This window comes from Siphonobacter curvatus (assembly GCF_002943425.1).
GTDB classification, from domain to species: Bacteria; Bacteroidota; Bacteroidia; order Cytophagales; family Spirosomataceae; genus Siphonobacter; species Siphonobacter curvatus.
The window spans coordinates 296333-318525 of sequence record NZ_PTRA01000005.1 but is presented as its reverse complement, the minus strand read 5'-3'; the positions used below and the strand labels follow the sequence as shown (position 1 = coordinate 318525).

Below are 22193 nucleotides of genomic sequence, written 5' to 3'. Positions count from 1 at the left end.
ACAGTTAAACACAACCAAACAAACAGATGAACAACAATTTCGAATTTGCCGGCCTGACTACGCTTGATCAAAATGAATTAATGGAAGTAGAAGGTGGAATCATCCCCTTCCTGATTGGTGCCGCCATCGGCGTGACAGTAGCTCACTACATCGCTACGCACTAAGCGGCAACGGCTTCCAAATTAATCACTGATATTTCACTCATTTACACACATTCAAACACTCAATCTCATGAACGCAGTAGCTTTTCAAAACGCCGAACTGGTAGCCTTAGATCAAAACGAATTGATGGAAGTAGAAGGCGGTATCGTACCCGCTCTGATCGCCGGATACATTGCCGGTGTCGCTCTCTACGCCTGGGTTTCTAAGTAGTAGGTCCGCCAGGCAAGACCCTGCTCCTGGTAGTAGGGTCTTTGCTTTTCGCCCGCGGTAATGCCCTTCATTCCGTCCGTAGCCCGCTACGGACGGAATTGCTGATTATAGCCTCCCGTTATAAAGCACAACCAAACGTTGTTGAGCTAGCGAGCTGATTGATAGACCTTTGACCTAAGAAGTTAAACGTCGAAATCATGAGCCAACAACTGCATCCGGCTGAAGTCATTGAGCATACGACTGAAGCCTACTTACCCCAAGTATCCGCTCGCGGGCAGGTCATTTACCTGACGATTCTGGCGGCGGTTTTCGTAGCCCTGGGTAGTTTACCCTTCATCCGTACAGAAGTATCGGTGCAAAGTGTAGGGGTGGTACGTCCACGGTCCGAACGCAATGAAATTCGTCCCCTTATCGCGGGTACGCTCACCGAAGTACTGGTTCGGGAAAACCAGCCCGTAACCGTCGGCCAGCCGCTATTTCGCCTGCAAACGGACGTGCTGGATAGTAAATTACGCCTCATTCGCCTCCAGCAGCAGGAAAAGGATGGCTACATCCGCGACCTGACCCTGCTGGTTTCTACGCCGCTCTCCCAGGCTCCGGCTTCGCTTTCGCTGCGTTCTCCGCTGTACCGTCAGCAATACGAACAGTTTCGGTATCAGCAGGTGGAGCTGGCCGAAACCCTTCGCAAACGCCAACGCGAACTCCAGACCAATCAGAAATTACTCAGTGAAAAACTCATCGCCCAGCAGGAACTTGAAGACAAGGAATTTGCCCAGAAGACTGCTCAGGCTCAGTACCAAACCCTGACCGAGCGTCAGATGAGCGATTGGCAAACGGCCCTGGCTCAGTACCGCCGCGATGTGGTCGAACTACAGGCTCAGCAGCAGCAATTGCAACGCGAACGTGACCTGTACCTCATTAAAGCTCCCGTGGCGGGTAGCGTGGGGCAGCTGGTAGGCAAGTACGTGGGCAGTTACGTTCAGGCCGGAGAAGTCATGGGAGTCATTTCACCGGATTCCAATCTGCTGGCCGAGTGCTACGTCTCACCCAAGGATATTGGCCTGCTGCAAAAAGGGATGAAAGCCCGCCTGCAGGTGGATGCTTTCGACTACAACCAGTGGGGCCTGGCCGAAGGCGAAATTGCCGACATCGCCAATGACATTACGGTTACTGACCAGCAAACCTACTTCCGCGTCAAGTGTAAACTCAGCCGTAATCACCTCACGCTCCGGCAGGGCGTCAAAGGATACCTGAAAAAAGGAATGTCCCTGCGGGCTCATTTTGTGGTCACTGAACGCAGCCTTTTTGATCTGCTCTACGATAAAGCCGACGACTGGTTGAATCCCAAAACCAATCCCGGACTGGCTTCCCGCTAAGTGTTTCAACTCCTTCCTGTGTACCTCCTTAATGAAATTGAGCAATGTTTACCCGTAAGAAAATATGCATCAAGCAGCATGACATCACCGACTGTGGTGCCGCCTGCCTGGCTTCAGTAGCCGCCCATTATGAATTACTCATGCCCATTGCCCGCATCCGGCAGTATGCCTCGACCGATCAGAAAGGGACCAACGTACTGGGTATGATTGAAGCCGCCCAGCGACTGGGTTTTCAGGCCAAAGGCGTACGGGGTACGTTCGAGAGCCTCTCGAAGATTCCCATGCCAACGGTAGCCCATATTGTCGTCAAGGAAGTACTGCACCATTTTGTCGTCATCTATCAGGTGACCGATACGCACGTGGTCGTGATGGATCCCGGTCCGGGCAAAATGGAAAAATATACGCACGAAGCGTTTCAGAAAGTATGGACGGGTGTACTGGTGTTACTACTGCCTGGGGAAAGCTTCGAAACGGGCAACAACAAAAAATCGATTACGGGCCGGTTCTGGAATCTGGTCCGTCCGCACCGCTCGGTGATGATGCAGGCACTGGTGGGGGCGTTGGTGTACACGGTGCTAGGCCTGTCCACGTCGATTTACATGCAGAAAATTGTGGATCACGTACTGGTGGAAGGCAACCGGAATCTGTTGAATCTGCTCAGCGTAGCCATGATCCTGATTCTGGGACTGCAACTCTTCATCGGTTCCATGAAAAGCATTTTTGCCCTGAAAACGGGTCAGCAGATTGATGCTCACCTGATTCTGGGTTATTACAAACACCTGCTCAAACTACCGCAGCAGTTTTTTGATACCATGCGGGTAGGGGAGATCATTTCGCGGGTAAATGACGCCGTAAAAATCCGGGCATTCATCAATGACACCGCTCTGACGCTGGTAGTCAACGTATTTATCGTCCTGTTTTCCTTCGGTATGATGTTCACCTACGACTGGAAACTGGCCCTGATTATGCTGGCCGTCATTCCTTTTTACGCTTTGATTTACTGGGTTGTAAACCGGGTTAACAAAAAAGGGCAACGGACTCTGATGGAAAATTCCGCCGATCTGGAATCGCAACTGGTGGAATCGCTCAATTCCGTAGGGACCATCAAACGCTTCGGGCTAGAGGGCTTTTCAAACGTGAAAACCGAAACCCGCTTCATCAAACTGCTCCGCAGCATTTATACCTCAGCTTCTGTATCCATCTGGGCGGGCAGCGGTTCGGAGCTGGTATCGCGGCTGTTCACCATCATTTTACTCTGGGTGGGTTCGGGCTTTGTCATCGATAATGCGATTACCCCCGGTGAACTACTCTCGTTTTACGCGCTCATTGGCTATTTCACGGGTCCCGCCAGTAGCCTGATCACCGCCAACCGCGTGGTACAGGAAGCCCTGATTGCCGCCGACCGTCTTTTTGAAATCATGGATCTGGAACGCGAGGCTACGGAAAACAAAATTGAACTCCGTCCGGAAATGATTGGGGACATCACCTTCCGCCAGATGTCCTTCCGCTACGGCTCCCGCGTACAGGTCTTCCAGAATCTGAATCTGACGATTCCCAAGGGGAAGGTGACGGCTGTGGTGGGTGAAAGCGGCTCGGGAAAATCTACCCTGCTCTCGCTGTTACAGAATCTCTACCCCCTGCAAACCGGGTCCATTTACATCGGTGATTACGACATCAAGCACATTCATAATGAGAGCCTGCGTCGGCAGGTGAGCGTAGTACCGCAGCAGGTCGATTTATTCGCTGGCAATGTCATTGACAACATCGCCGTCGGGGAGTACCAACCCGATATGCAGCGGATTCTGGGACTCTGCCAGTTGCTGGGTATCTCCGAGTTTATCGAAAAATTACCCAATGGCTTTCATACCTATCTGGGCGAAAACGGAGCCAGCCTGTCCGGCGGTCAGAAACAGCGGTTGGCGATTGCCCGGGCTCTGTACCGCAATCCCCAGATTATCATTCTGGATGAAGCGACTTCATCGCTGGATTCAGTCTCCGAACGAGCCGTACAACATACGATTGAACAACTGCGTCAGGCGGGTAAAACCATCATCATCATCGCCCACCGCCTGAGTACGATCATGAATGCGGATAAGATTGTTGTGATCGAAGAAGGCAAGCTGGTCGAAGAAGGCTCGCACGCCGAATTGCTGGACTACCGCCAGGCCTACTATAAACTCTGGGCTTCGCAGTATCTGGTGAGTACCCCGGAAACGGCCCTGGATCGGGCTAGTCTGCTCAATGTGAGTGCTAATGGTACGGAATCCACTCCTACAAACGCCAGCCACCATGTTTCGATTCAATCCTAAATTCATCGCAGCCCTTCTGCTGAGCGTTGGATGCCTGACGCCCGGCCTGGCCCAAACCCGTATTTCACTCCAGGAGTGCATTCAGCAGGCCATCAGAGAGAATTTACAGATTAAAGACGCGGAATTGCAGCAGGAGTCAACGATCAATACGTACCAGCAATCCCGACGCGACCGAATGCCCGCCGTATCGGGCGTGTTCAATCCGGGCTATTCACTGGGCCGCTCCATCGATCCGTATACCAACAGTATCACGACCGATCACCTGGGAACCAATAGTCTGGGCATAACGGCCAGCTGGACCATTTACAACGGTAATCAGCTGCAAAACCTTCAAAAACAAAATGCCCTGAATCTATCCGCGGGTCAGTACGATTTGCAGGCGGCTAAAAACATGATTACCCTAAAGGTACTGCAGGCGTATTTACAAGTGCTCGTGACGCAGGAACTCCTGCAAGTAGCTCTGAAGCAGGCTGAGGCGACGCAACTGCAACTCGATCGCATGACCCGGCAGGTGCAGCTCCAGGTCGTAGCGGAAGCCAATCTTTACAATCTGCAATCGCAGCGGGCGAATGATGACTTACAGATTACCAACGCCCGCAACGAGGTTCGTACGGCCCAGATGGCTTTGAGTCAGTTGCTCAACTGGCCCGCGGATCAAAACTACGAACTCGAAGCCATCGCCAGAGAAGTAACGGCGGCTCCAGTGGAGTCCTGGCAGCAGGTGTACCGCTCCTCACTAACGATATTACCCGAGAGTAAGTCCGCTGCATTACGGATTCAATCGGCCCGTAAGGGTATGGAAGCAGCCCGGGGCCTGCGAATGCCGACCCTGTCGCTGAATAGCTCCCTGGGAACCTCGTACTCGTCAGCGGCCAAGAAATACGTAACTGGCGATTCATACCGCGAGGAACCGCTCAATGCCTTTGTGACGGTGAATAATGAACGTTATCAGCTCAGTTCCATTAGCCAAGCCACGAGTACCCAGAACATGGGTTACCTGGAACAGTTGGGCAACAATCCGGTATGGTCGGTAAGCCTGTCTTTACGCATTCCTATTTTCAATGCCAATCAGGCCTCGTACCGGATTCAGGAAGCGAAAATCCAGCAGCTTCGGGCGGATAACCAGCAAAAACAGGTACATCTGCAAATGCGGCAGCAGATTGAACAAGCCTTTGTGTTGTACAGAAATGCGTTGGAACGCCAGCAGACGCACCAGCGGCAGGTAGAAGTACTCGAAAAGACCGTACATGCGGCTCAGGTACGACTGGAGGCAGGTGTGGTAAACGTGCTTGATTATACGCTAGCAAAGACTAATCTAGACCGGGCTCGGGCCAGTCTCATTCAGGCAACGTACGAATGTGCGTTCCGCCAGCAAATCATTGGGTTTTACCAGTCGGGTACCCTCAATTAATTGTGTTGCTCAATTTCGACTATTCACACACGTATCGGCTGCTGGCTGATGCGTGTGTTGCTGTTTTAGATAAATTACGGGATCAGATAAGCGATAACATAAAAAACTCCTGGCCATTAGCAATGACAGGAGTTTTACTTCAGTGTTTCAGAAAAATTCCGCCAAGACCTTTTCTGAAACAGTACCGTTTAATTATTGGTCATAGGTAAGCTTTTTTTTTGATACGAAAAAGGATTTTGTCAAGATTTTTTGTTGATATAGGACTAGGATATGGAGCTTTACGGAGGGAAGGGGCTATTTTTTCAAAGCGTTATTGATTGAAAATAAACGATCAATCTAAGGAGATTACTTCTTGCGTATGTATGACACACTGACGAATAACTATTCGTTTTAACCCACGATTCAATGCCCGTAAAGCCTGTCTTTTTAGTAGTTGAAGATGATGAAGATGATCGCGATTTTTTAACAATGGCTTGTCAAGAAGGAGATTACTTTTGTGATTTAGTTTTCGCCCACGACGGTACCCACGCCCTGGATTTGCTGGAAAACCACATTCCCACGCCCAGTTTGATTATTCTCGACATCAATATGCCGAAGATGAATGGCATGCAACTGCTGGAAAAACTCAAAGAGTCTTCCCGGTGGAAGCATCTGCCCATTATTATGCTGACGACTTCTCAGGACATGCAAATGATTCAGGACGCCTACCAGCTCGGGGCAAACTCTTATCTGGTTAAGCCCTATTCTTATCAGAAAGTATCCGAACTCTTCGAAGGTTTGTACAGCTATTGGGTACGTACGGTACAATTACCGCGAAAGTAAAACCCTAGCGTTGCATAGAGCCGGGCAGGAGACAATTTTGCCAGTATTCGATGATGGTTTTCAATTGTTCCTTGAACGTGGAATAATCGCTTGCCTTTTTGTAGAAGCCCTGAATGGAACCTTGATACGCCTGATTGACCAACGTCGGATTGGCCGCGGTCGTTAGGTAGATAAAGGGGATGAATTTTTTTTGAATCTCCTCGTGTAACTGCATCTGCTGACGAAGTTCCAGTCCATTCATTAAAGGCATGTTCACGTCACACAGAATGAGAAAAGGTTCTTCCGTAGTACTAGTCAAATATTCCATCACCGGAATGCCATTGGAAAAGAAAAGCAATGGGTTGCTGATTCTTAGTTCTTCCAGCGTAGCACGCAGTAAAAATTGATCATCTTCGTCGTCTTCAACGCAAAGGATAGGGCCGTGTAAAGCCATAGGCAGCAATAGGTAAAAACTATAAGAAAAACTAACGGCAAAACGCCTGCACGAAGTATTCTTTCTTACGTAAACACAAAAAATAGCTTCTGGTTTAAAAACTCCGCATTTTCTACGTCACTGGCCCGGACTTTTAGTACGTTAACCAAATAAGCAATGACTTGCTTATTTTTACTCCGTTGCGGGATGAGTCGTCGACAACGTTTTTAAACAGTCGGGTCTATTCCTCGGTTACCTCAATAACTAAAGTACTTGGCTAAGCTACCCATGAGTAATGATTTGTTAACCCCTGAACCTTATGGCCACCCAGTCGATCGGTATGTATTTGCTCTAGCTTCGGCCGGGTTGGGCACTTGGGACCTGGATCCCCTTAATCATAGGGTCGCTTGGGACGATATTTGCAAGCAGCTCTACGGATTTTCCAAACAAGACATCGTAGCTTACGACGAGGTCCTTCGTTACATTCATGCCGAAGATCGGGAGTTAGTGAATCAAGCCGTTACCTGGGCTTTAAACCCCGCTTCCGGGGGACAGTATGAGGTCTCTTTCCGTACCGTTGGAGCCGAAGATGGGATCCTCCGATGGCTACATTGCAAAGGGAAAGCTTATTTTAATGCAGAAGGGGAAGCGTACCGGTTTTCGGGAACCGCTCAGGATATTTCTTCCCAACGGGAAGCCCAACAAAAAGTACAGGCTGCTGAAAACCTAGCCCAGCTTGCCTTGGAAAGCTCCAAGGCCGGTTCCTTTTACGTTTTACTGACCACGGACGCCATTTCCTATACGCCGCGTCTGGCGGAAATACTAACCGGAGAATCCCGTACCGAGCTAACGCGTCAGACCCTTATTTCGAGTTTACATCCTCAGGACGAACCCATTCGGGAGGAAGCCTACCAGGAAGCTAATCGAACGGGGCACCTGAAATACGAAGCCCGTTTTGTCTGGAAAGATGGCTCCCTACACTGGGCCCGGGTGATTGGAACGTATGCGTTTGATACCGATGGTAAGCCTTTATCGCTGGCAGGGATAGTTCAGGAAATTACCGATGAAGTGATTCATCAGCAAGAGGATGAACGCTTAAAAGCATTGGTAAACGGTAGCGAAGAGTGCATGGGTATTGCCGATATGAACGGTAATTTACTGTTTGTCAATCCCTACGGATTACAGCTGACAGGGCTGACCCTGCCCCAGGTAAAACGCATGAATTTGCTGGAGTTTTGTTCGGCGGATGCCTATCGGCTTCTAACGCAGGAGATTCTGCCTACGCTGAAAAATGAAGGACGCTGGGCGGGTAATGTGCCATTCCGGAGTTTTCCTACGGGAAATGCCATCCCCGTTCACATGAAAGCCTCGTATCTCAGAGATAAGAAGGGTCAGGTGCTGAATTTACTCTTTACCGCTCATGACCTGCGGGCGGAGATCGCCTCGCGGCAATCCCTGCAAGAAAGTGAAGCCTTATTTCGCAATATAACTACTGCTTCCACGGCGGCCCTCTGGATTACGGATGCCCAGTTGCACATTACGTATGTAAGCCAGCGTTGGATTGACTGGACCGGCCAACCCCTAGCCAAGCACCTAGGCTTTGGCTGGCTGGATTACGTGGTCGAGGAAGACCGCTCCCAGGCGGCAGAGCGTTTTCTGGCTGATTTTCACGTTAAGCGTAATCATAAAAATCAATTTCGGATTTTTCATACCGACGGCACTATTCGCTGGGTAGATTGTTCGGGAAGTCCCCAATACAATGATCAGGGTAAATTTACGGGATACGTTGGAGCTATTCTCGACGTGACTAGTACAGTCGAGGCCCAGTTACAATTGCTCAATAGTCAGGATCGCTTGCAGTCCATCATTCATCAGGCTCCCGTGGCTATTAGTTTGTTGACGGGACCTTCCATGGTGATTGAAACGGCAAATGCCCAGATTCTGGAACTTTGGGGGAAGACGAAAGCCGTGATCGGGCTACCGCTGACCCAGGCCCTGCCTGAAATTGAAGGACAACCGTTTATGCAATTGCTGGAAGGCGTATACGATACCGGGCAAGCTCATTACGGAATCAGCACGCTGGCCCGCCTCGAACGCGGGGGTGTATTACAGGATTGTTACTTCGATTTTGTCTATGCTCCCCTTCGTGAGGCTGAGGGGCATATCAGTGGCGTAATGGTGATCGCTACGGAAGTAACGGAACAGGTACGCATTCGATTAGCCCTGGAAGCCAGTGAACGTCGTTTCCGCAAACTCATCGAAGAAGCTCCCATGGCTACGGGTCTTTATAAAGGCCGTGAATTACAGGTAGAGTTGGTGAATGAAGCGATGATTAAGCTTTGGGGAAAAGACAAAACTGTTCTGAACAAAAAATTACCGGAAGCTCTGCCCGAACTGGAAGGACAACCGTTTTTGAAAATTCTGGACGACGTATTTACCTCCGGAAAAGCGTACCATGCCCAGGCCGATCCGGTGGATCTGGTGATTGATGGTCGGATGCAAAGGGGCTACTATAACTTTACCTACAAGCCCCTGCGAAACGAATTCGGCGAGGTATACGCCATTTTGAATATGGCCGTAGACGTAACCCAGCAGATGACGGCTCAGAAAGCTTTGGAAAAGAGCCAGAAACAGTACCAGTTATTAGCCAGCCAGCTCGAAGAACGGGTGGCCGAACGTACGCTGGAGCTCGATCAGCTTAATCAGGAATTAACTCTGAGCAACAATAATCTTCAGCAGTTTGCTTATGCGGCCAGTCACGATTTACAGGAGCCGTTACGAAAAATACAGACCTTCAGTTCAATCCTGGCTGAACGTCATGCCGGCGGGTTAACAGAACAAGGCCTGAATTTACTGCATCGCATTCAGTCGACGGCGGATCGTATGTCGATGTTGGTAAAAGATGTGCTGGAGTACTCTCGTTTGACGAGTACCCAGGGCTTGGAACAAAAAGCCGTCGAACTCCGGGAATTGCTGGATGGAGTGCTACTGGATTTGGAAGTGCCCCTCCAGGAAAAAAAGGTAGAACTCGTCATGGGTTCTTTACCAACGGTTTGGGGAAATCCTCGTCAACTTACGCAGTTGTTACAGAATCTACTCTCTAACGCTATTAAGTTTCAGAAGCCGAAGCAAGATCCCCGGGTTGAAATACGGGCCCAGAAAGCTACGGCTGAAGAAATGGCCATGCTACCTCAGCTTTCTCCTTTTCGAACCTATATCCGGCTGGATGTTAGCGATAACGGGATTGGCTTCGAAGAGGAATACAAAGAGCAGATTTTTCAGATTTTCCAGCGACTCAATAGCCGGGACAATTACCTGGGTACGGGTATTGGGCTGGCCCTGTGCCGGAAAGTTGCCGAAAACCACCAGGGCTACATTACCGCTCAGAGTCAACCGGGGCAGGGAGCTACCTTTCAGGTGTTTCTGCCGGACAGTCCACCCGTATAGTCTGGTACGGTAATCAGGACGGTTCGGCCTATGACTGCCGAATCTATCGTAAAAGTGGTATGGTTTTATTAAGCTAGAGCTTATCTAACCACTAATCCACGACGTCATGAATGGGATCGAGCTCACAAAAAACGAGGTATTTACGGCTCCCCGAGACGGGGCGAACGAAAGTCTCTGGCAATCGAAATTACACGCGGGCACTGAGTCCCCTTCCTTCAACGAATCAACGATATACGACACGCTCATTGTCGGCGGAGGAATTACTGGCCTTACCGCCGCCGTATTGCTACAGCAACAGGGACAGAAATGCCTGCTCGTCGATGCTCATAACCTGGGTTATGGAACGACCGGAGGAACCACGGCCCACATCAACACCTTTGCCGATACTACGTACGCGGAAGTGGAGAATGATTTTGGGGCCGAGGCGGCCCAGCAATTTGCCGATGATATTGCCGGAGCTGTGTCCACGATTCAGGACTGGGTCCAAACGTATAAAATTGACTGTGATTTTGAACGAAAGCAGGGCTTTGTGTACGCCGATGAAGAAAAGCAGCTCAAGGAACTCGACAGCCTGTTTCAAAGTGCGGTGAAAGTAGGAGTGAAGGCTCGTCTGGCTCCCGAAGCTCCCGTGCCCATACCAACGGTGAAGGTCATTACCATCGACGATCAGGCTCAGTTTCATCCCCTGAAATACCTGATGGGTTTACGCGAAGTGTTTGTTAAAGCTGGCGGGGTTATTCTGGAAAACACCCGGATCGAACAAACGACGCAGAAGGACGGCTACCACGAAGCCGAGTCCGAAAGCCGTATCCTGAAAGCCAAGCAAATCATTTACGCCACGCACATTCCACCCGGCGGAGTCAATCCCCTGCACTTTGAGGCAGCACCGTACCGGAGTTACGTACTGGCCGTTACCCTGAAAGACAAGGCTTACCCCGACGCCCTGGTGTACGATATGCAGGATCCCTACCACTACTTTCGTTCGCACGTAATCGAGGGCCAGAAGTATCTGGTTGTGGGTGGAGCGGACCATAAAACCGGTCACGGCGATCCTGAAGCTTCTTTTGCTGAGCTGGAAGCCTACGTGCGGCAGTACTACGAGGTGGATTCGGTAGCTTACCGCTGGTCGGCCCAGTACTATATGCCCGTGGATGGACTGCCTTACATTGGCAAACTGCCCGGCTTTTCGGAAGGGATCTTTACGGGAACGGGTTACAACGGAAACGGAATGATTCTGGGTACGCTAGCAGGGAAAATTCTGAGTGATCTCGTGCTGGGGAAAGAAAATCCGTCAGCAGCCCTGTATGATCCGGGTCGGGTAAAACCCCTGGCCGCCGCTTCCGAATTTATCAAAGAAAATGCCGATGTCGCCTACCGTTTTGTCGCCGATCGTTTTTCTACCGAAGAACTGGATTCACTCGATCAGCTTCAAAACGACAGTGGGATGGTAGCTGAATTTTCGGGACAGAAAGTGGCCATCTATAAAGACCCGTCGGGAGACATCCACGCGGTTAGTCCCGTGTGCACGCACACGCACTGCATTGTCAACTGGAATAACTCCGAAAAAAGCTGGGATTGTCCCTGCCACGGAGCCCGCTTTGATACGGACGGAACGGTACTGACGGGCCCCGCCCGGCGAAATCTGGAACCGATAGAGTTGAAAGGCAAGGCTTAAGCCTGAGGCCAGATCGTTGGTAGAGAAACTAAAAAAGAGCGGATGAAAGTCAACCTTTCATCCGCTCTTTTTTACGAAATGCCTCAAGTATTTATGTAGTGAAACACATATAAGTGCTTGAAATGAAAGTTATTCCATAAATTCCCAGGCACTTTGGTACGCTTCATGGCTTTCCGCATAAGCGATGAAGTCCGCGTAAAACGGAAGTTGTGAAAGCGTCGCACTATCCCCGATCACGACCAGCTTTTTACGGGCCCGGGTCATGGCTACGTTCATGCGACGGATGTCAGAAAGGAAGCCAATTTCGCCTTCACTATTACTACGGGTCATGCTGATGTAGACCACATCCCGTTCCTGCCCCTGAAAACTATCGATGGTGTTAATGGAAATGTACTCGGCTACGGCTTGCAAAGATTCCGTGTGCTGAAACTGCTCCTGTAACACGCTGATTTGTTGTTTGTAAGGTGAAATGACCGCAATGCTGGGAAAGTCGCCGCCCCTGGCCCGTACCTGTTCTACCAACTGAGCCAGATGCCGCATGAGAAAAGCCGCTTCTTCGGGGTTGGTCGAACTGGTCCCTTCCAGTTTTTCTTCGAACCCGCAGCCCGCCGTATCGATAAAAGCCAGCGGAGCATCGCCGGGAAATAAGAGGCGGTGAGCTACCGAAGCATGAGCGATGAGCCGATCCTGATAGAATAGTTTTGAGGAAAAACCCATGATTTGTTCGTGCATGCGATACTGTTCCTCCAGCAGTACCACGGCTTCCGGATGGAGAGCAACGGATTTTTCAAGCAATGTGGTACTCAGTCCCTGGCGGGCGGCTTCTTTGGACTTTACCGTGGGTGGTAACTGGCAGTGGTCGCCCGCCAGTACGACCTTTTGAGCTTTAAGGATAGGAATCCAGCAGGCGGGTTCCAGCGCCTGTCCGGCTTCGTCGATAACTACCGTATGAAAGGTTTGATTACGAACCGTATAATGATTGGCTCCCACAAGCGTAGCCGTAATCACCTGCGTACGCCCCACCAGATCGTCAATGATATACTGTTCGCTCTGATCGACCTCTTTCATAAGGCGATGGGCCTCGTCAAAGAGAGCCTTACGTTGGTCGCGTTCACCTTTACCGAAGTTTCGCTTGTAGGTATGGGCCATTCGTTTGTATTCCTGAGCCTGCTTCTTCAGGTTTTTGATTTCTTTCGTGCGGGCATGCTCGGCCATTTTCTGGTCAAGCGTCAGGGACATCAACCGCTGTGATACGCGGGCCGGATTGCCTACCCGTAGTACGTTGAGGCCTTCTTCACTTAGTTTTTCACTGAGCAAATCCACCGCCGTATTACTGGGAGCTACTACCAGAATTTTCTGGTGCGTTTGTTGCCAGAGGGCTTTAATGGCCTGGACGAGTGTCGTCGTTTTACCCGTACCCGGTGGGCCGTGAACGATGGCCAGCTCATTCGCCGCCAGAATTTTTCCAACGGCCTGTTGCTGAAACGGATTCAGTCGCGGCAATGGGCTAAGCGTAACGTCGGTACGAAAGGTGGGAGAAGCCGAGCCCGTCAACAGTCGAATCAATGAGCCGTCGGGTTTGTCGCTCCGTTGATCCGCCATTTTCAGGGCATTCTGCATTTCCTCGTAGCTATTGTCATCAAAGAGCAGGTCAATGCCCAGTTTGCCCTGGCGGGACCATTCGGGCAACTCATCTGTCCGGAGCGTTAGACGAAGACGGTTGCCACTTTGGTGGGCAACAATGCCCTCGACGCGATCCTCCTTAGGATCATGGTTGGAAAACAGTACCGCTGGCATACCGAAGCGGAACTGATGAGGTATATCCTGATGCGTGGTTCGCTCTAATTCCACCGTCAAATAATCGCCGCGACTCATTTCTGAACCCCGGATGGCCAGTGGGTACCAGCTCAAGCCGGCAGCTCTCCGCTCGCTGACGGAGGTAGATTCGGTCAGTTTTAAATACGACTGCCGATCTTCTTCCCGCTCGATCTGGAGTAATTCCAGTAGCTTTTTAAAATAATCCATACACAAAGGTAGCCGCTGGTTCACAGAAATGAGGAATTCCTCCGAAAACCAAAGGGACAGCCTGTCACTTTGAAAGCAAAAACTACCGAGTGTAGAGCGGCACGTGTAGCTTTGCCGCTTCCCACTACGTACCAAATGCCTGCTATTATTGAAGCACCTTGGGGATGGGTGAACGATTTTTACGGTCGATACTTGGTCGTAGCCTCAACCGCTCACTCGCTTAGGTACGAGCGATTACTGAAAACGCAGGCCATTACTTCCCTCTTTTAGCAAATCCCGGCTCCGGCAAAGTCCCGTGTATGTTTCATCATTTGATTATACCTGAGAAAAATGGTTTCAAGTTTAAGTTGAGGTATGAATGTTTATTCCTTTAATAGTCAGATAAGTACTATAAAAACCAAGGAGGAAGTACAGGATTACCTGTACTTCCTCCTTGGTTAAAAAATGATTGTTAAGTGGATGCTCTATTTAGCTTTCTTAGACATTTCATCAATGGCCAGATACCGCTCGCGTTGCTGCTCGGGTTGCTCAAAGGTCTTGGCACCAATGTGCATGACGTACACCTTATTTTCCGTAGCGGGCGTCCATTTGGGTAAGCCAGCTCCGTTGGGATTGCCCGTTTTGATAAAATTAGCAAAGTAATTTTGCATGGTTTTGGACACTTTGTAATCTTCATCCGTCCAGGCGTACACTTTGTTGGTGGCCAGATTGCCCATGGCGTACTCAATTTCAGCCGAGTGGACGGCACCCTTAGCCGCCGGGGCGGGTTTGGTAGCGGGATCCGTATTCTTCACTACGCCTCCGGCCAGTCCGGGCTGAGCGTTGCCCATTTCAGGCCGCATCGCGGGACGCGGCTGGGTATATAGGTAACGGTACACGGGCTGTTTGCTGGTTTTCATGTGGTAATCCGCCCATTTCCAGGTGCTGTAGCCAATGAAAAGATCACCCGCCAGAGCCGTACCTACTTCTTCTACCTGAGCATCTGAAGTCACGGGATAAGCTTTCAAAATGTCATCAGCCGAAGCACCTAAACGCCCCTGGACGGCCTTTTTGTAGTTTTCTACGGTAGGGGCTTGCGGACCCAATAGGGCCCGATAATTCATTTCCTCCGAGTTCCAGCCCAGTAGCAGGGGTACTTGAGCCTGATCACCCGCGGCAAAAATATCGCTGACGGGTTTCGGGAAAAAGTAACCGTCGATAGTGATGGGAAAGCTGCCAGGAGCTGCCTTTGCGGTCGCTTCCAGTAATTCTTTCGCCGGCAGGGCCCGCAGGGCAGCCAAAGATGGAGCCCCGATGGATTCGCCAAACTGACTGCCTTTCTTTTCCGCCTCAGCCAGGGAAACCGGTGAGAGCGTACCCATCAGCGAACCACTTTCACCAATCGCCTGAGCAAACAGATTTTTGGAACCTGGCGAGGCCATCTGGGCACTTACCGCAATAGAGCCAGCCGATTCGCCAGCAATGGTTACTTTGTTCGGATCGCCTCCGAAAGCGGCAACATTGGCCTTCACCCAGCGTAAAGCCGCCTGTTGATCCATAAGTCCGTAATTACCGGACGAATGGTGTGGTGACTCTTTCGTCAACTCGGGGTGAGCCAGAAAGCCAAAAACGGTGAGCCGATAATTGATGGTAATGGCAACGATACCCTTTTGGGCCATGCTTTCGCCGTCATAACGCGGCTCGGAGCCATCGCCGGCCATGAAGCCACCGCCGTAGAAATACACCAGTACGGGCAGTTTTTCATTCCCTTTTTTCGCCGGCGTCCATACATTCAGGTACAGACAATCTTCACTCGTTCCGTTCGAACGAAAGTTCATGTCCCCAAACAAGGCTCGCTGCATGGCAGCAGGGCTAAAATGATCCGCTTTGTGCACGCCTTCCCAGTTTTTAACGGGCTGAGGTTCTTTCCACCGTAGATCGCCCACGGGGGGCTGAGCAAAGGGAATGCCCTTGAACGAACGAATCCCACTGGCTTCGACGGTTCCTTCGACGACTCCGTTCTGGGTTTTAATCTGAGGAGCTTTCGACGTCTGGGCAAAGGCCAGCGTCGTTCCCATCAGTAAAAAGGTAAGCATTGTTTTCATCATCGCAAGAGGCTGTTTAACGCATGAAGTAATCGATTGGGCTTTTTGAAAAATCAGAGAAATGCTTTATTGTTGCACAGTGCAACAATAATAGAAAATGCCCTTGAATCGAACAAATTTTGTAAAAAAGAAACGATAAAGAGTGTTACGTATGACTACTGCGACGGATGAGACCAACCCTGATGGACGAGGGTTTTTGCCGGGTCTGGCTCTGGATTTTGTCATTTTCGGTTTTCACGATCAGGAACTTAAAATTCTGATTCTGGAGTACAAAAACACGGATTTGTTTGCCCTACCGGGCGGATTTGTCCGCGAAAAGGAAGATCTGGAGTCTGCCGCCCGCCGCGTGCTGGCTCAGCGAACGGGCCTGACCGATATTTACCTCGAACAGTTTCATACCTTCGGAAGTCTGCAGCGGTACGATCCAGCTCCGCTTGCTCAGATTATGCAAGCGAAAGGGCACGCGGCACAACCGGACCATTGGCTGTTACGTCGGTTTATAACGGTAGGGTATTACGCTCTGGTAGACTTTACCCGAGCCGTACCTCAGCCCGACGCGATGGCCGATCGCTGTGCCTGGTACGAACTAAATCAGCTGCCTTCGCTGATGCTCGACCACGAAAACATTGTAGCCAAAGCCCTGGAAACGCTTCGGGAAACGCTGGATCGGAAACTCATTGGGTTTAATCTGCTGGAAGAAGCTTTTACCATGCACACGCTGCAACGGCTTTACGAAACGGTACTGGGGGAGCCACTGAATCGATCGAGTTTTCAGCGACGCATGCTGAGCCTAGGAATTTTGCAGCGATTAGAGAAGACGTATACGGGCAAAGCTCACAAAGCTCCGTATCTCTACCGGTTTATTCAGCCGGACTAAGCTGTCGGAATCAGCCCGGCAAATTGTCGGTTTTAGCCAGTATTCGCTGGAAAAAAGGGGCTTAGGTTTGCAAAAACAAAAACATACTGAACCTATGGCTACGCAAATCTTTGTAAACCTGCCCGTAAAAGCCCTTGAACCTTCCGTCACCTTTTTTACGCAACTGGGCTATTCATTTAATCCGGAGTATACGGACGAAAATGCTACGTGTATGGTCATCAGTGATACCATTTACGTTATGCTGCTGGTGGAGCCCTTTTTCCAGACGTTTACCAAAAAATCCGTAGCCGATGCCAAACAAACCGCTGAAGTAATCGTATCCCTCTCCCTCGAAAGCCGGGCGGCCGTCGATGACATAATCCAGAAAGCTCTGGGGGCTGGAGCAACCACGCCCATGCCCGCTCAGGACATGGGATTTATGTACCAGCACGGCTTTCAGGATCCGGATGGCCACTTGTGGGAGTTTTTCTATATGCAACCCAACGCGTAAGTACGTTGCCATCCAACGTCCACCACTCCGTAAGACTAGAGCTTAGGGGGTGGTGGACGTTACTTTGATTAGCAGATGCCAAATGTTTGATAGCAACCGAAATCGTTAGTACGTGTCTGAGAAACAGCCTTGATCAACACGGGTACGATGCGGCCCAGGAAAGCTTTTGACCAAACCGTATTAGTACAATTGAAAGGAGTTTATACACCAAAAAACAGGGAATACTCGTTCTATCGGCAGAAAAAAGTTAAGGAATCCCGCTGACAAAACAACGCCTGTTGACTTGTTCGGTGTACCTTAGCCTTTTTGAAACCCTTACTCTGGAATTTTTTACAATGCAAAGACGCCATTTTTTAAAACAGTCTGCTCTGCTGACGGCTGGTGCCCTCGCCTTACGTGAGTCGCTTGCGGCGGCTCCGTTGAAAACGATCAATCCTTTCGGCGTTCAGTTGTACAGTGCCCGCGACGTACTGCCGAAAGATCCTAAAGGTATCATGACGCAGTTGGCTCAGTACGGCTACAAGCAGTTTGAGAGCTACAGCGGACCCAAGGGATTTTTGTGGGGTCTGGAGCCTAAAGAAATGAAATCGTTTCTCGATGGGCTGGGCGTAAAGATGATCAGTACGCACTTCGATTTTCGGGCCGCGGCTAGCAAACCTGACGTACTGAAAAAGAATATTGAAATGGCACAGGGAGCGGGCTTGAGTTACCTGCTTTGCCCTTACATCGGTGCTCAGAAGACTTGGGATGACTGGAAGAAAATCGCCGATGAGTTCAACAAAGTAGGAGAGGAAGTAAAGAAAGGCGGCCTGAAGTTTGGGTACCATAACCACGACTACTCGTTTAAGCCCCTGGATGGCAAGCTACCCCAGGATTATCTGCTGGCTAGCACCGATCCTAAAAACGTAATGTTTGAGCTGGATTTGTGCTGGATCGACGTGGCCGGAGTGAATACAACCGAACACCTGAAGAAATACGGTAAACGTTACGAACTCTGTCACATCAAGGATTATACCGTTAAAAATGGTAAACCCGTGCAGAACGATATTGGCGAAGGGTCCGTAGATTTCAAAAAGACGCTGCGGAGCGTGCTCGATACGAGTAAGATTAAGTACTTCCTTGTTGAACAAGAGGAATACCCCGGCTCGCCGATGGACAGTCTGAAAAAAGACGCTCAGTATATGAAAACGCTGAACGTGTAGCCTAAAGGCAGCTACAAAACAGCAAGGCACGGACAGCTGTCCGTGCCTTGCTGTTTTGTAGAATATACTGGTGGACGTTTCCAAACCTGTACCAGTAGGCAATCAGTACACCTAAATGAAGCTGGCTTACTACAGATTCATCCCACCCGATACCTCAATCCGCTGCGCATTGATCCAGCGAGCTTCTTCCGTACATAGAAAGGCAACTACACCCCCAATGTCATCGGGTAAACCTACCCGGCCCAGGGCCGTCGCACTGGCAATTTGCTGGTTGATCTGAGCATTGTCCCGTACGGCTCCACCGCCAAAATCGGTTTCGATGGCTCCCGGAGCTACGACGTTGACAGCAATACCGCGTGATCCCAATTCTTTTGCCATGTACCGGCTCAGCGTTTCAATGGCCGTTTTCAGCGAAGCGTACACGGCGTAGCCTGGATTGGAAAAGCGAGTCAGACCCGAAGAAATATTGATGATCCGGCCACCATCGGTGAGGAGAGGAAGCAGGTGCTGGGTCAGGAAAATGACGCCTTTGAAGTGAACATTTACCAGTTGATCCACGTCTTCTTCCTTCGTGTTGCCGATGGGCGTATATACACCCACACCAGCGTTGTTAATTAAAAAGTTGAACCGTTCCTGGCCAAAGGTATCGGCGAGTACTTGTTTAAACTGCTGCACAAAGGATTCAAATCCAGCCACATGGGCAGTGTCGAGCGGAAGGGCGGCGGCTTTCGCTCCCAGTTGTTCAATCTCTGCGACGACCGCCTGAGCTTCGTCAGCTTTACTATGGTAGGTAAGAATCACGTCGATTCCCTTTTTTGCCAGACTCAGGGCCATATTTTTGCCCAAACCGCGGCTACCCCCGGTAACTAATGCAATACTCATAATGGTCTGTTTCTTAAGGTTTGAAAGAACGGTACTTAGCCGTAAAACCAAGTACCAGCAGGCACAGGGCGTACCCGGCTAGGTCGTATCCCAACCAGCGATTTACGGCTGGCTTGCCGGATGCAAAGATGAGTGCTAGGGCAATCTGGGTGTTTGTAAGGATCAATCCATTCGTTGCAAAAATCAAATCTTAGGCCCGAAAAGCGAGCGGCGAGAAGGAGGTTTGCTTGCGGAAGAAATTGGAAAAGTGGGCCACCTGTTCGAAACCCAAACAGTAAGCAATTTCGGATACCGTCCAGTTGGTTTGTTTGAGCAAAATTTTGGCTTCCTGCAGGAGCCGCTGTTGAATGACTTCCGTGGTGCTTTGGCCCAACGTTTCTTTCAAAACCTTATTGAGGTGATTGACGTGAACCGCCAAATGATTGGCGAAATCCTTGGCCGTACGAAGGCCTACTTTCTGATGGAGCGTATCAATGGGGAACTGCTGTTCCAATAATTCAAGAAAAAGGGAAGTAACCCGGGCAGAGGCCGATGGATGGGAGGAGTTTGCTGGTAAAGGCTGGAGTTTCTGTCCGTAATGAATCAATTCCAACACGTAGGTGCGTAGCAAATCATACTTATAGGCGTAATCGGACGTGATTTCTTCCCGCATCTTCAGGAACAGGCTGTTGAACTGGTCGGCTTTCTCATCGCTCAGCTGGAAAATCGGTATGCCGCCCGGCCGGAAAATGGGTAGCTCGTCCAGGATGACGCCGCTCTTGCTGGGCAGGAGAAACGCATCCGTAAAAATGCAGAAATAACCCGCCTGGTGCTCATCCAGTGGTACGTAGTGATAGGGTACCTTGGGCGAAGCAAACAGCAGGGCATTGGTTTCAATGTCAATGACTTTATCGGCGTATTCGACTCGGTTTCGGCCGCGAATCAGACTGATTTTGTAATAAGTCCGACGATTGTACGGCATGACCGACCGCTGCGTTGTCTTCTGAAACAAGTCTTCGATACTGAAAACATTGAAATGACCAATTTCTTTCGCGACATCCTGCGGAAAGATCGTTTGTTTTTCGAGCGTAGTGCAAGTCGTTATTTCCCGATAAAAATCATCAACTGAGGTCAGTGCCATGTAGCATGGGTTTGTAAAAATCAAATCTACAAAGAGTGATCAAAAAATAAAATCAAGAACATACGGATTTCATGGGCATAGGTAGTCAGGTAAGGAGAAGAGCTGAAATCGAAACATTAAGAAATCTTAATCTTATCCTAAGGTCATTTTTATCGGAGTAGCCGAACTTGGCTCCTGTACAAGGAGAAAATTCGTCGGGGCTGACAGACTCAAAAGGACGAGGCCCTCTGAAATGCTTCGGAAAATGTTTCAGTAAAAGGACTTATTAATGGGTACGGTTGATAAAACGAATCCGTATAGCCCATGTTGAAAGAAAAAACTACCCCGGTAACCAATCGTTCGTGATTCCCCCTTATTCGTCGTGTGAAAAAAACGTTACGCTATTCTATCATTTTCCTGCTCTGGTGGCTATGTAGTGAAGCAACCCTGGCTCAGACAACCGTTTCCGGCCGGGTGCTCGGCTATGTGTGCAATCGGATTGGGGATTATGATGGCTTACGGCTACAAACAACGACGGGCGAAGTACAACTGGGTTTCCCTCCCCACGCCGCTCTCAGTATCCGGCGACTAGCCCGCACTGGGCAAACGATTACCGCCGATGTCGAACCCGGAGCGGGTGGACCCGGCCCGGCTCGCCCGCAGGAGGCCCGGCTGAACCGGTATCGCCTGATTCGGCTGCGAAAACCCTCCTCAGGTTTAGTGATACAAGTGGCCGGTTTGCCGCCGCCTCAACCCCAATCGGGCTCGCTGGTTCAGGCGGAGGGGCCCCTGGTCAAAAAGATACGGGACGAACGCGGGCAACTGATCGCTTTACTGACGGATAAGTATCTCATTGAACTCAAACCCCACCAGGCCGGACAAATTCTTCCCTTGCTGGAAGGTGTTCAACGCCTGGGTGTGACCGGCTTCGAGCGAACTGCCGAGGGTTTTGTCAATCAAACTGGCCGTGCTGTATTACTCCCTTCTACACTAACGATTCGGGGTCAAACCTTTGCACTCTAATGAAAATTCTGTTAATCGACGACGAAGAAAAACTGGCCCTGCACCTGCAGAAAGGTCTTCGGCAGGCGGGTTACGCGGTAGATATTGCCTTATCGGCATCGGTAGGCCTTGAACAGGCAGCCGTAGGCGGTTATGATTTGATTTTGCTGGACCTGATGTTACCCGGAACGACGGGCTTTGACGTATTGCGTACCCTACGGGCTTTTGGCATTGACGCTCCCGTGATGATCCTGAGTGCTCTCAATCAGTCTCGCCACGTAGTAGAAGGACTGGACTTAGGAGCCGTTGACTACCTGCGTAAACCCTTTGAGCTGGAAGAATTACTGGCCCGGATTCGTACGGTACAACGGAGTCAGGCGGGCAGTCGGCTGGTGGTGTGGCAGATCGGAGACCTCCGGATGGATCTGGCCAGTCGGCAAGTCACCCGGGGCGAACAACCCATTGCCCTGACTCCTCGGGAGTATCAGTTGCTGGAACAGCTCATGCGTAATGCCGGTCGGGTTCTCTCCAAAGCTCAATTGACCGAAAAAGTCTGGGAATCCGATTTTGATCGGGGCAGTAATGTCGTGGAAGTACACATCCATCAGCTTCGGAAAAAAATTGACCGGGGCTTTGCCGTGCCGCTGCTTGAAACGGTCGTTGGCGTAGGGTATCGCCTCAAGGGACCACTGGAGATCAATTAAATTC

Annotated in this window: 19 protein-coding genes; 14 read left to right on the top strand and 5 right to left on the bottom strand. The window is 50.4% G+C overall.

The window, feature by feature from the left end; translation table 11 throughout:
• The first annotated feature begins 26 nt into the window (after positions 1-26).
• From C5O19_RS21425 to C5O19_RS21400, 6 genes are all read left to right on the top strand, one after another.
• A complete protein-coding gene (locus C5O19_RS21425) occupies positions 27-164 on the top strand; it encodes a class IIb bacteriocin, lactobin A/cerein 7B family (RefSeq protein ID WP_104715419.1) in 138 nt (45 codons plus the stop codon).
• A 67-nt stretch (positions 165-231) separates the two neighbouring features.
• Positions 232-372, top strand: coding sequence for a class IIb bacteriocin, lactobin A/cerein 7B family (locus C5O19_RS21420; protein WP_104715418.1), 141 nt, complete (start codon positions 232-234; stop codon positions 370-372).
• A 197-nt stretch (positions 373-569) separates the two neighbouring features.
• Entirely contained in the window at positions 570-1748 is a 1179-nt protein-coding gene (locus C5O19_RS21415) for an HlyD family secretion protein (RefSeq protein ID WP_104715417.1), read from the top strand.
• 44 nt (positions 1749-1792) lie between these two features.
• Complete coding sequence (locus C5O19_RS21410; RefSeq protein ID WP_094813765.1) at positions 1793-4057, top strand: peptidase domain-containing ABC transporter; 2265 nt, start codon at positions 1793-1795, stop codon at positions 4055-4057.
• Positions 4038-5468, top strand: a complete 1431-nt coding sequence (locus C5O19_RS21405) for a TolC family protein (protein WP_165796090.1) — start codon at positions 4038-4040, stop codon at positions 5466-5468. The genes C5O19_RS21410 and C5O19_RS21405 overlap by 20 nt, the downstream gene beginning before the upstream one ends.
• A gap of 405 nt (positions 5469-5873) precedes the next feature.
• Positions 5874-6290: a response regulator gene (locus C5O19_RS21400; RefSeq protein WP_104715415.1), complete on the top strand. Its 417-nt coding sequence runs from the start codon at positions 5874-5876 to the stop codon at positions 6288-6290.
• A 4-nt stretch (positions 6291-6294) separates the two neighbouring features.
• Here C5O19_RS21400 and C5O19_RS21395 read toward each other — a convergent pair whose 3' ends face one another.
• Positions 6295-6723, bottom strand: a complete 429-nt coding sequence (locus tag C5O19_RS21395) for a response regulator (RefSeq protein ID WP_104715414.1) — start codon at positions 6721-6723, stop codon at positions 6295-6297.
• A 267-nt stretch (positions 6724-6990) separates the two neighbouring features.
• On the opposite strand from C5O19_RS21395, the gene C5O19_RS21390 reads away from it, so the two are divergent.
• Together C5O19_RS21390 and C5O19_RS21385 are read left to right on the top strand one after the other, a co-directional pair.
• Positions 6991-10149 (top strand): PAS domain S-box protein, encoded by a 3159-nt coding sequence (locus C5O19_RS21390; protein WP_104715413.1) that lies wholly within the window; start codon positions 6991-6993, stop codon positions 10147-10149.
• Between the two features lie 106 nt (positions 10150-10255).
• Positions 10256-11824, top strand: a complete 1569-nt coding sequence (locus C5O19_RS21385; RefSeq protein WP_104715412.1) for an FAD-dependent oxidoreductase — start codon at positions 10256-10258, stop codon at positions 11822-11824.
• A gap of 129 nt (positions 11825-11953) precedes the next feature.
• Here C5O19_RS21385 and C5O19_RS21380 read toward each other — a convergent pair whose 3' ends face one another.
• Complete coding sequence (locus tag C5O19_RS21380; protein WP_104715411.1) at positions 11954-13849, bottom strand: AAA domain-containing protein; 1896 nt, start codon at positions 13847-13849, stop codon at positions 11954-11956.
• Positions 13850-13984: 135 nt separating this feature from the next.
• Between C5O19_RS21380 and C5O19_RS26410 the strand changes: the two genes are divergently transcribed.
• The gene (locus tag C5O19_RS26410; RefSeq protein WP_262509738.1) at positions 13985-14119 is read left to right on the top strand and encodes a hypothetical protein; all 135 of its coding nucleotides are present in this window, start codon (positions 13985-13987) and stop codon (positions 14117-14119) included.
• A 194-nt stretch (positions 14120-14313) separates the two neighbouring features.
• Here the strand turns inward: C5O19_RS26410 and C5O19_RS21375 are convergent, their stop codons facing one another.
• Positions 14314-15933, bottom strand: coding sequence for a carboxylesterase/lipase family protein (locus C5O19_RS21375; protein WP_104715472.1), 1620 nt, complete (start codon positions 15931-15933; stop codon positions 14314-14316).
• 151 nt (positions 15934-16084) lie between these two features.
• On the opposite strand from C5O19_RS21375, the gene C5O19_RS21370 reads away from it, so the two are divergent.
• The 3 genes from C5O19_RS21370 (at position 16085) to C5O19_RS21360 (ending at position 18502) form a co-directional block, all read left to right on the top strand.
• Positions 16085-16810 carry an NUDIX hydrolase gene (locus C5O19_RS21370; RefSeq protein ID WP_104715410.1) on the top strand — a complete coding sequence of 242 codons (726 nt, stop codon included), beginning with the start codon at positions 16085-16087 and terminating at the stop codon, positions 16808-16810.
• Positions 16811-16904: 94 nt separating this feature from the next.
• Entirely contained in the window at positions 16905-17300 is a 396-nt protein-coding gene (locus C5O19_RS21365) for a VOC family protein (RefSeq protein ID WP_104715409.1), read from the top strand.
• Positions 17301-17635: 335 nt separating this feature from the next.
• Positions 17636-18502: a sugar phosphate isomerase/epimerase family protein gene (locus C5O19_RS21360; protein ID WP_104715408.1), complete on the top strand. Its 867-nt coding sequence runs from the start codon at positions 17636-17638 to the stop codon at positions 18500-18502.
• Between the two features lie 129 nt (positions 18503-18631).
• Here C5O19_RS21360 and C5O19_RS21355 read toward each other — a convergent pair whose 3' ends face one another.
• Both C5O19_RS21355 and C5O19_RS21350 read right to left on the bottom strand, forming a co-directional pair.
• A complete protein-coding gene (locus C5O19_RS21355; RefSeq protein ID WP_104715407.1) occupies positions 18632-19384 on the bottom strand; it encodes an SDR family NAD(P)-dependent oxidoreductase in 753 nt (250 codons plus the stop codon).
• Positions 19385-19574: 190 nt separating this feature from the next.
• Positions 19575-20504, bottom strand: coding sequence for a helix-turn-helix domain-containing protein (locus tag C5O19_RS21350; protein WP_104715406.1), 930 nt, complete (start codon positions 20502-20504; stop codon positions 19575-19577).
• A 363-nt stretch (positions 20505-20867) separates the two neighbouring features.
• Here C5O19_RS21350 and C5O19_RS21345 point away from each other — a divergent pair, with 363 nt between their 5' ends.
• Positions 20868-21506, top strand: coding sequence for a hypothetical protein (locus tag C5O19_RS21345; protein WP_104715405.1), 639 nt, complete (start codon positions 20868-20870; stop codon positions 21504-21506).
• On the top strand, positions 21506-22189 hold the full coding sequence (locus C5O19_RS21340) for a response regulator transcription factor (RefSeq protein ID WP_104715404.1): 684 nt from the start codon (positions 21506-21508) through the stop codon (positions 22187-22189). Before C5O19_RS21345 ends, C5O19_RS21340 begins: the two co-directional genes overlap by 1 nt.
• Positions 22190-22193 lie beyond the last annotated feature (4 nt).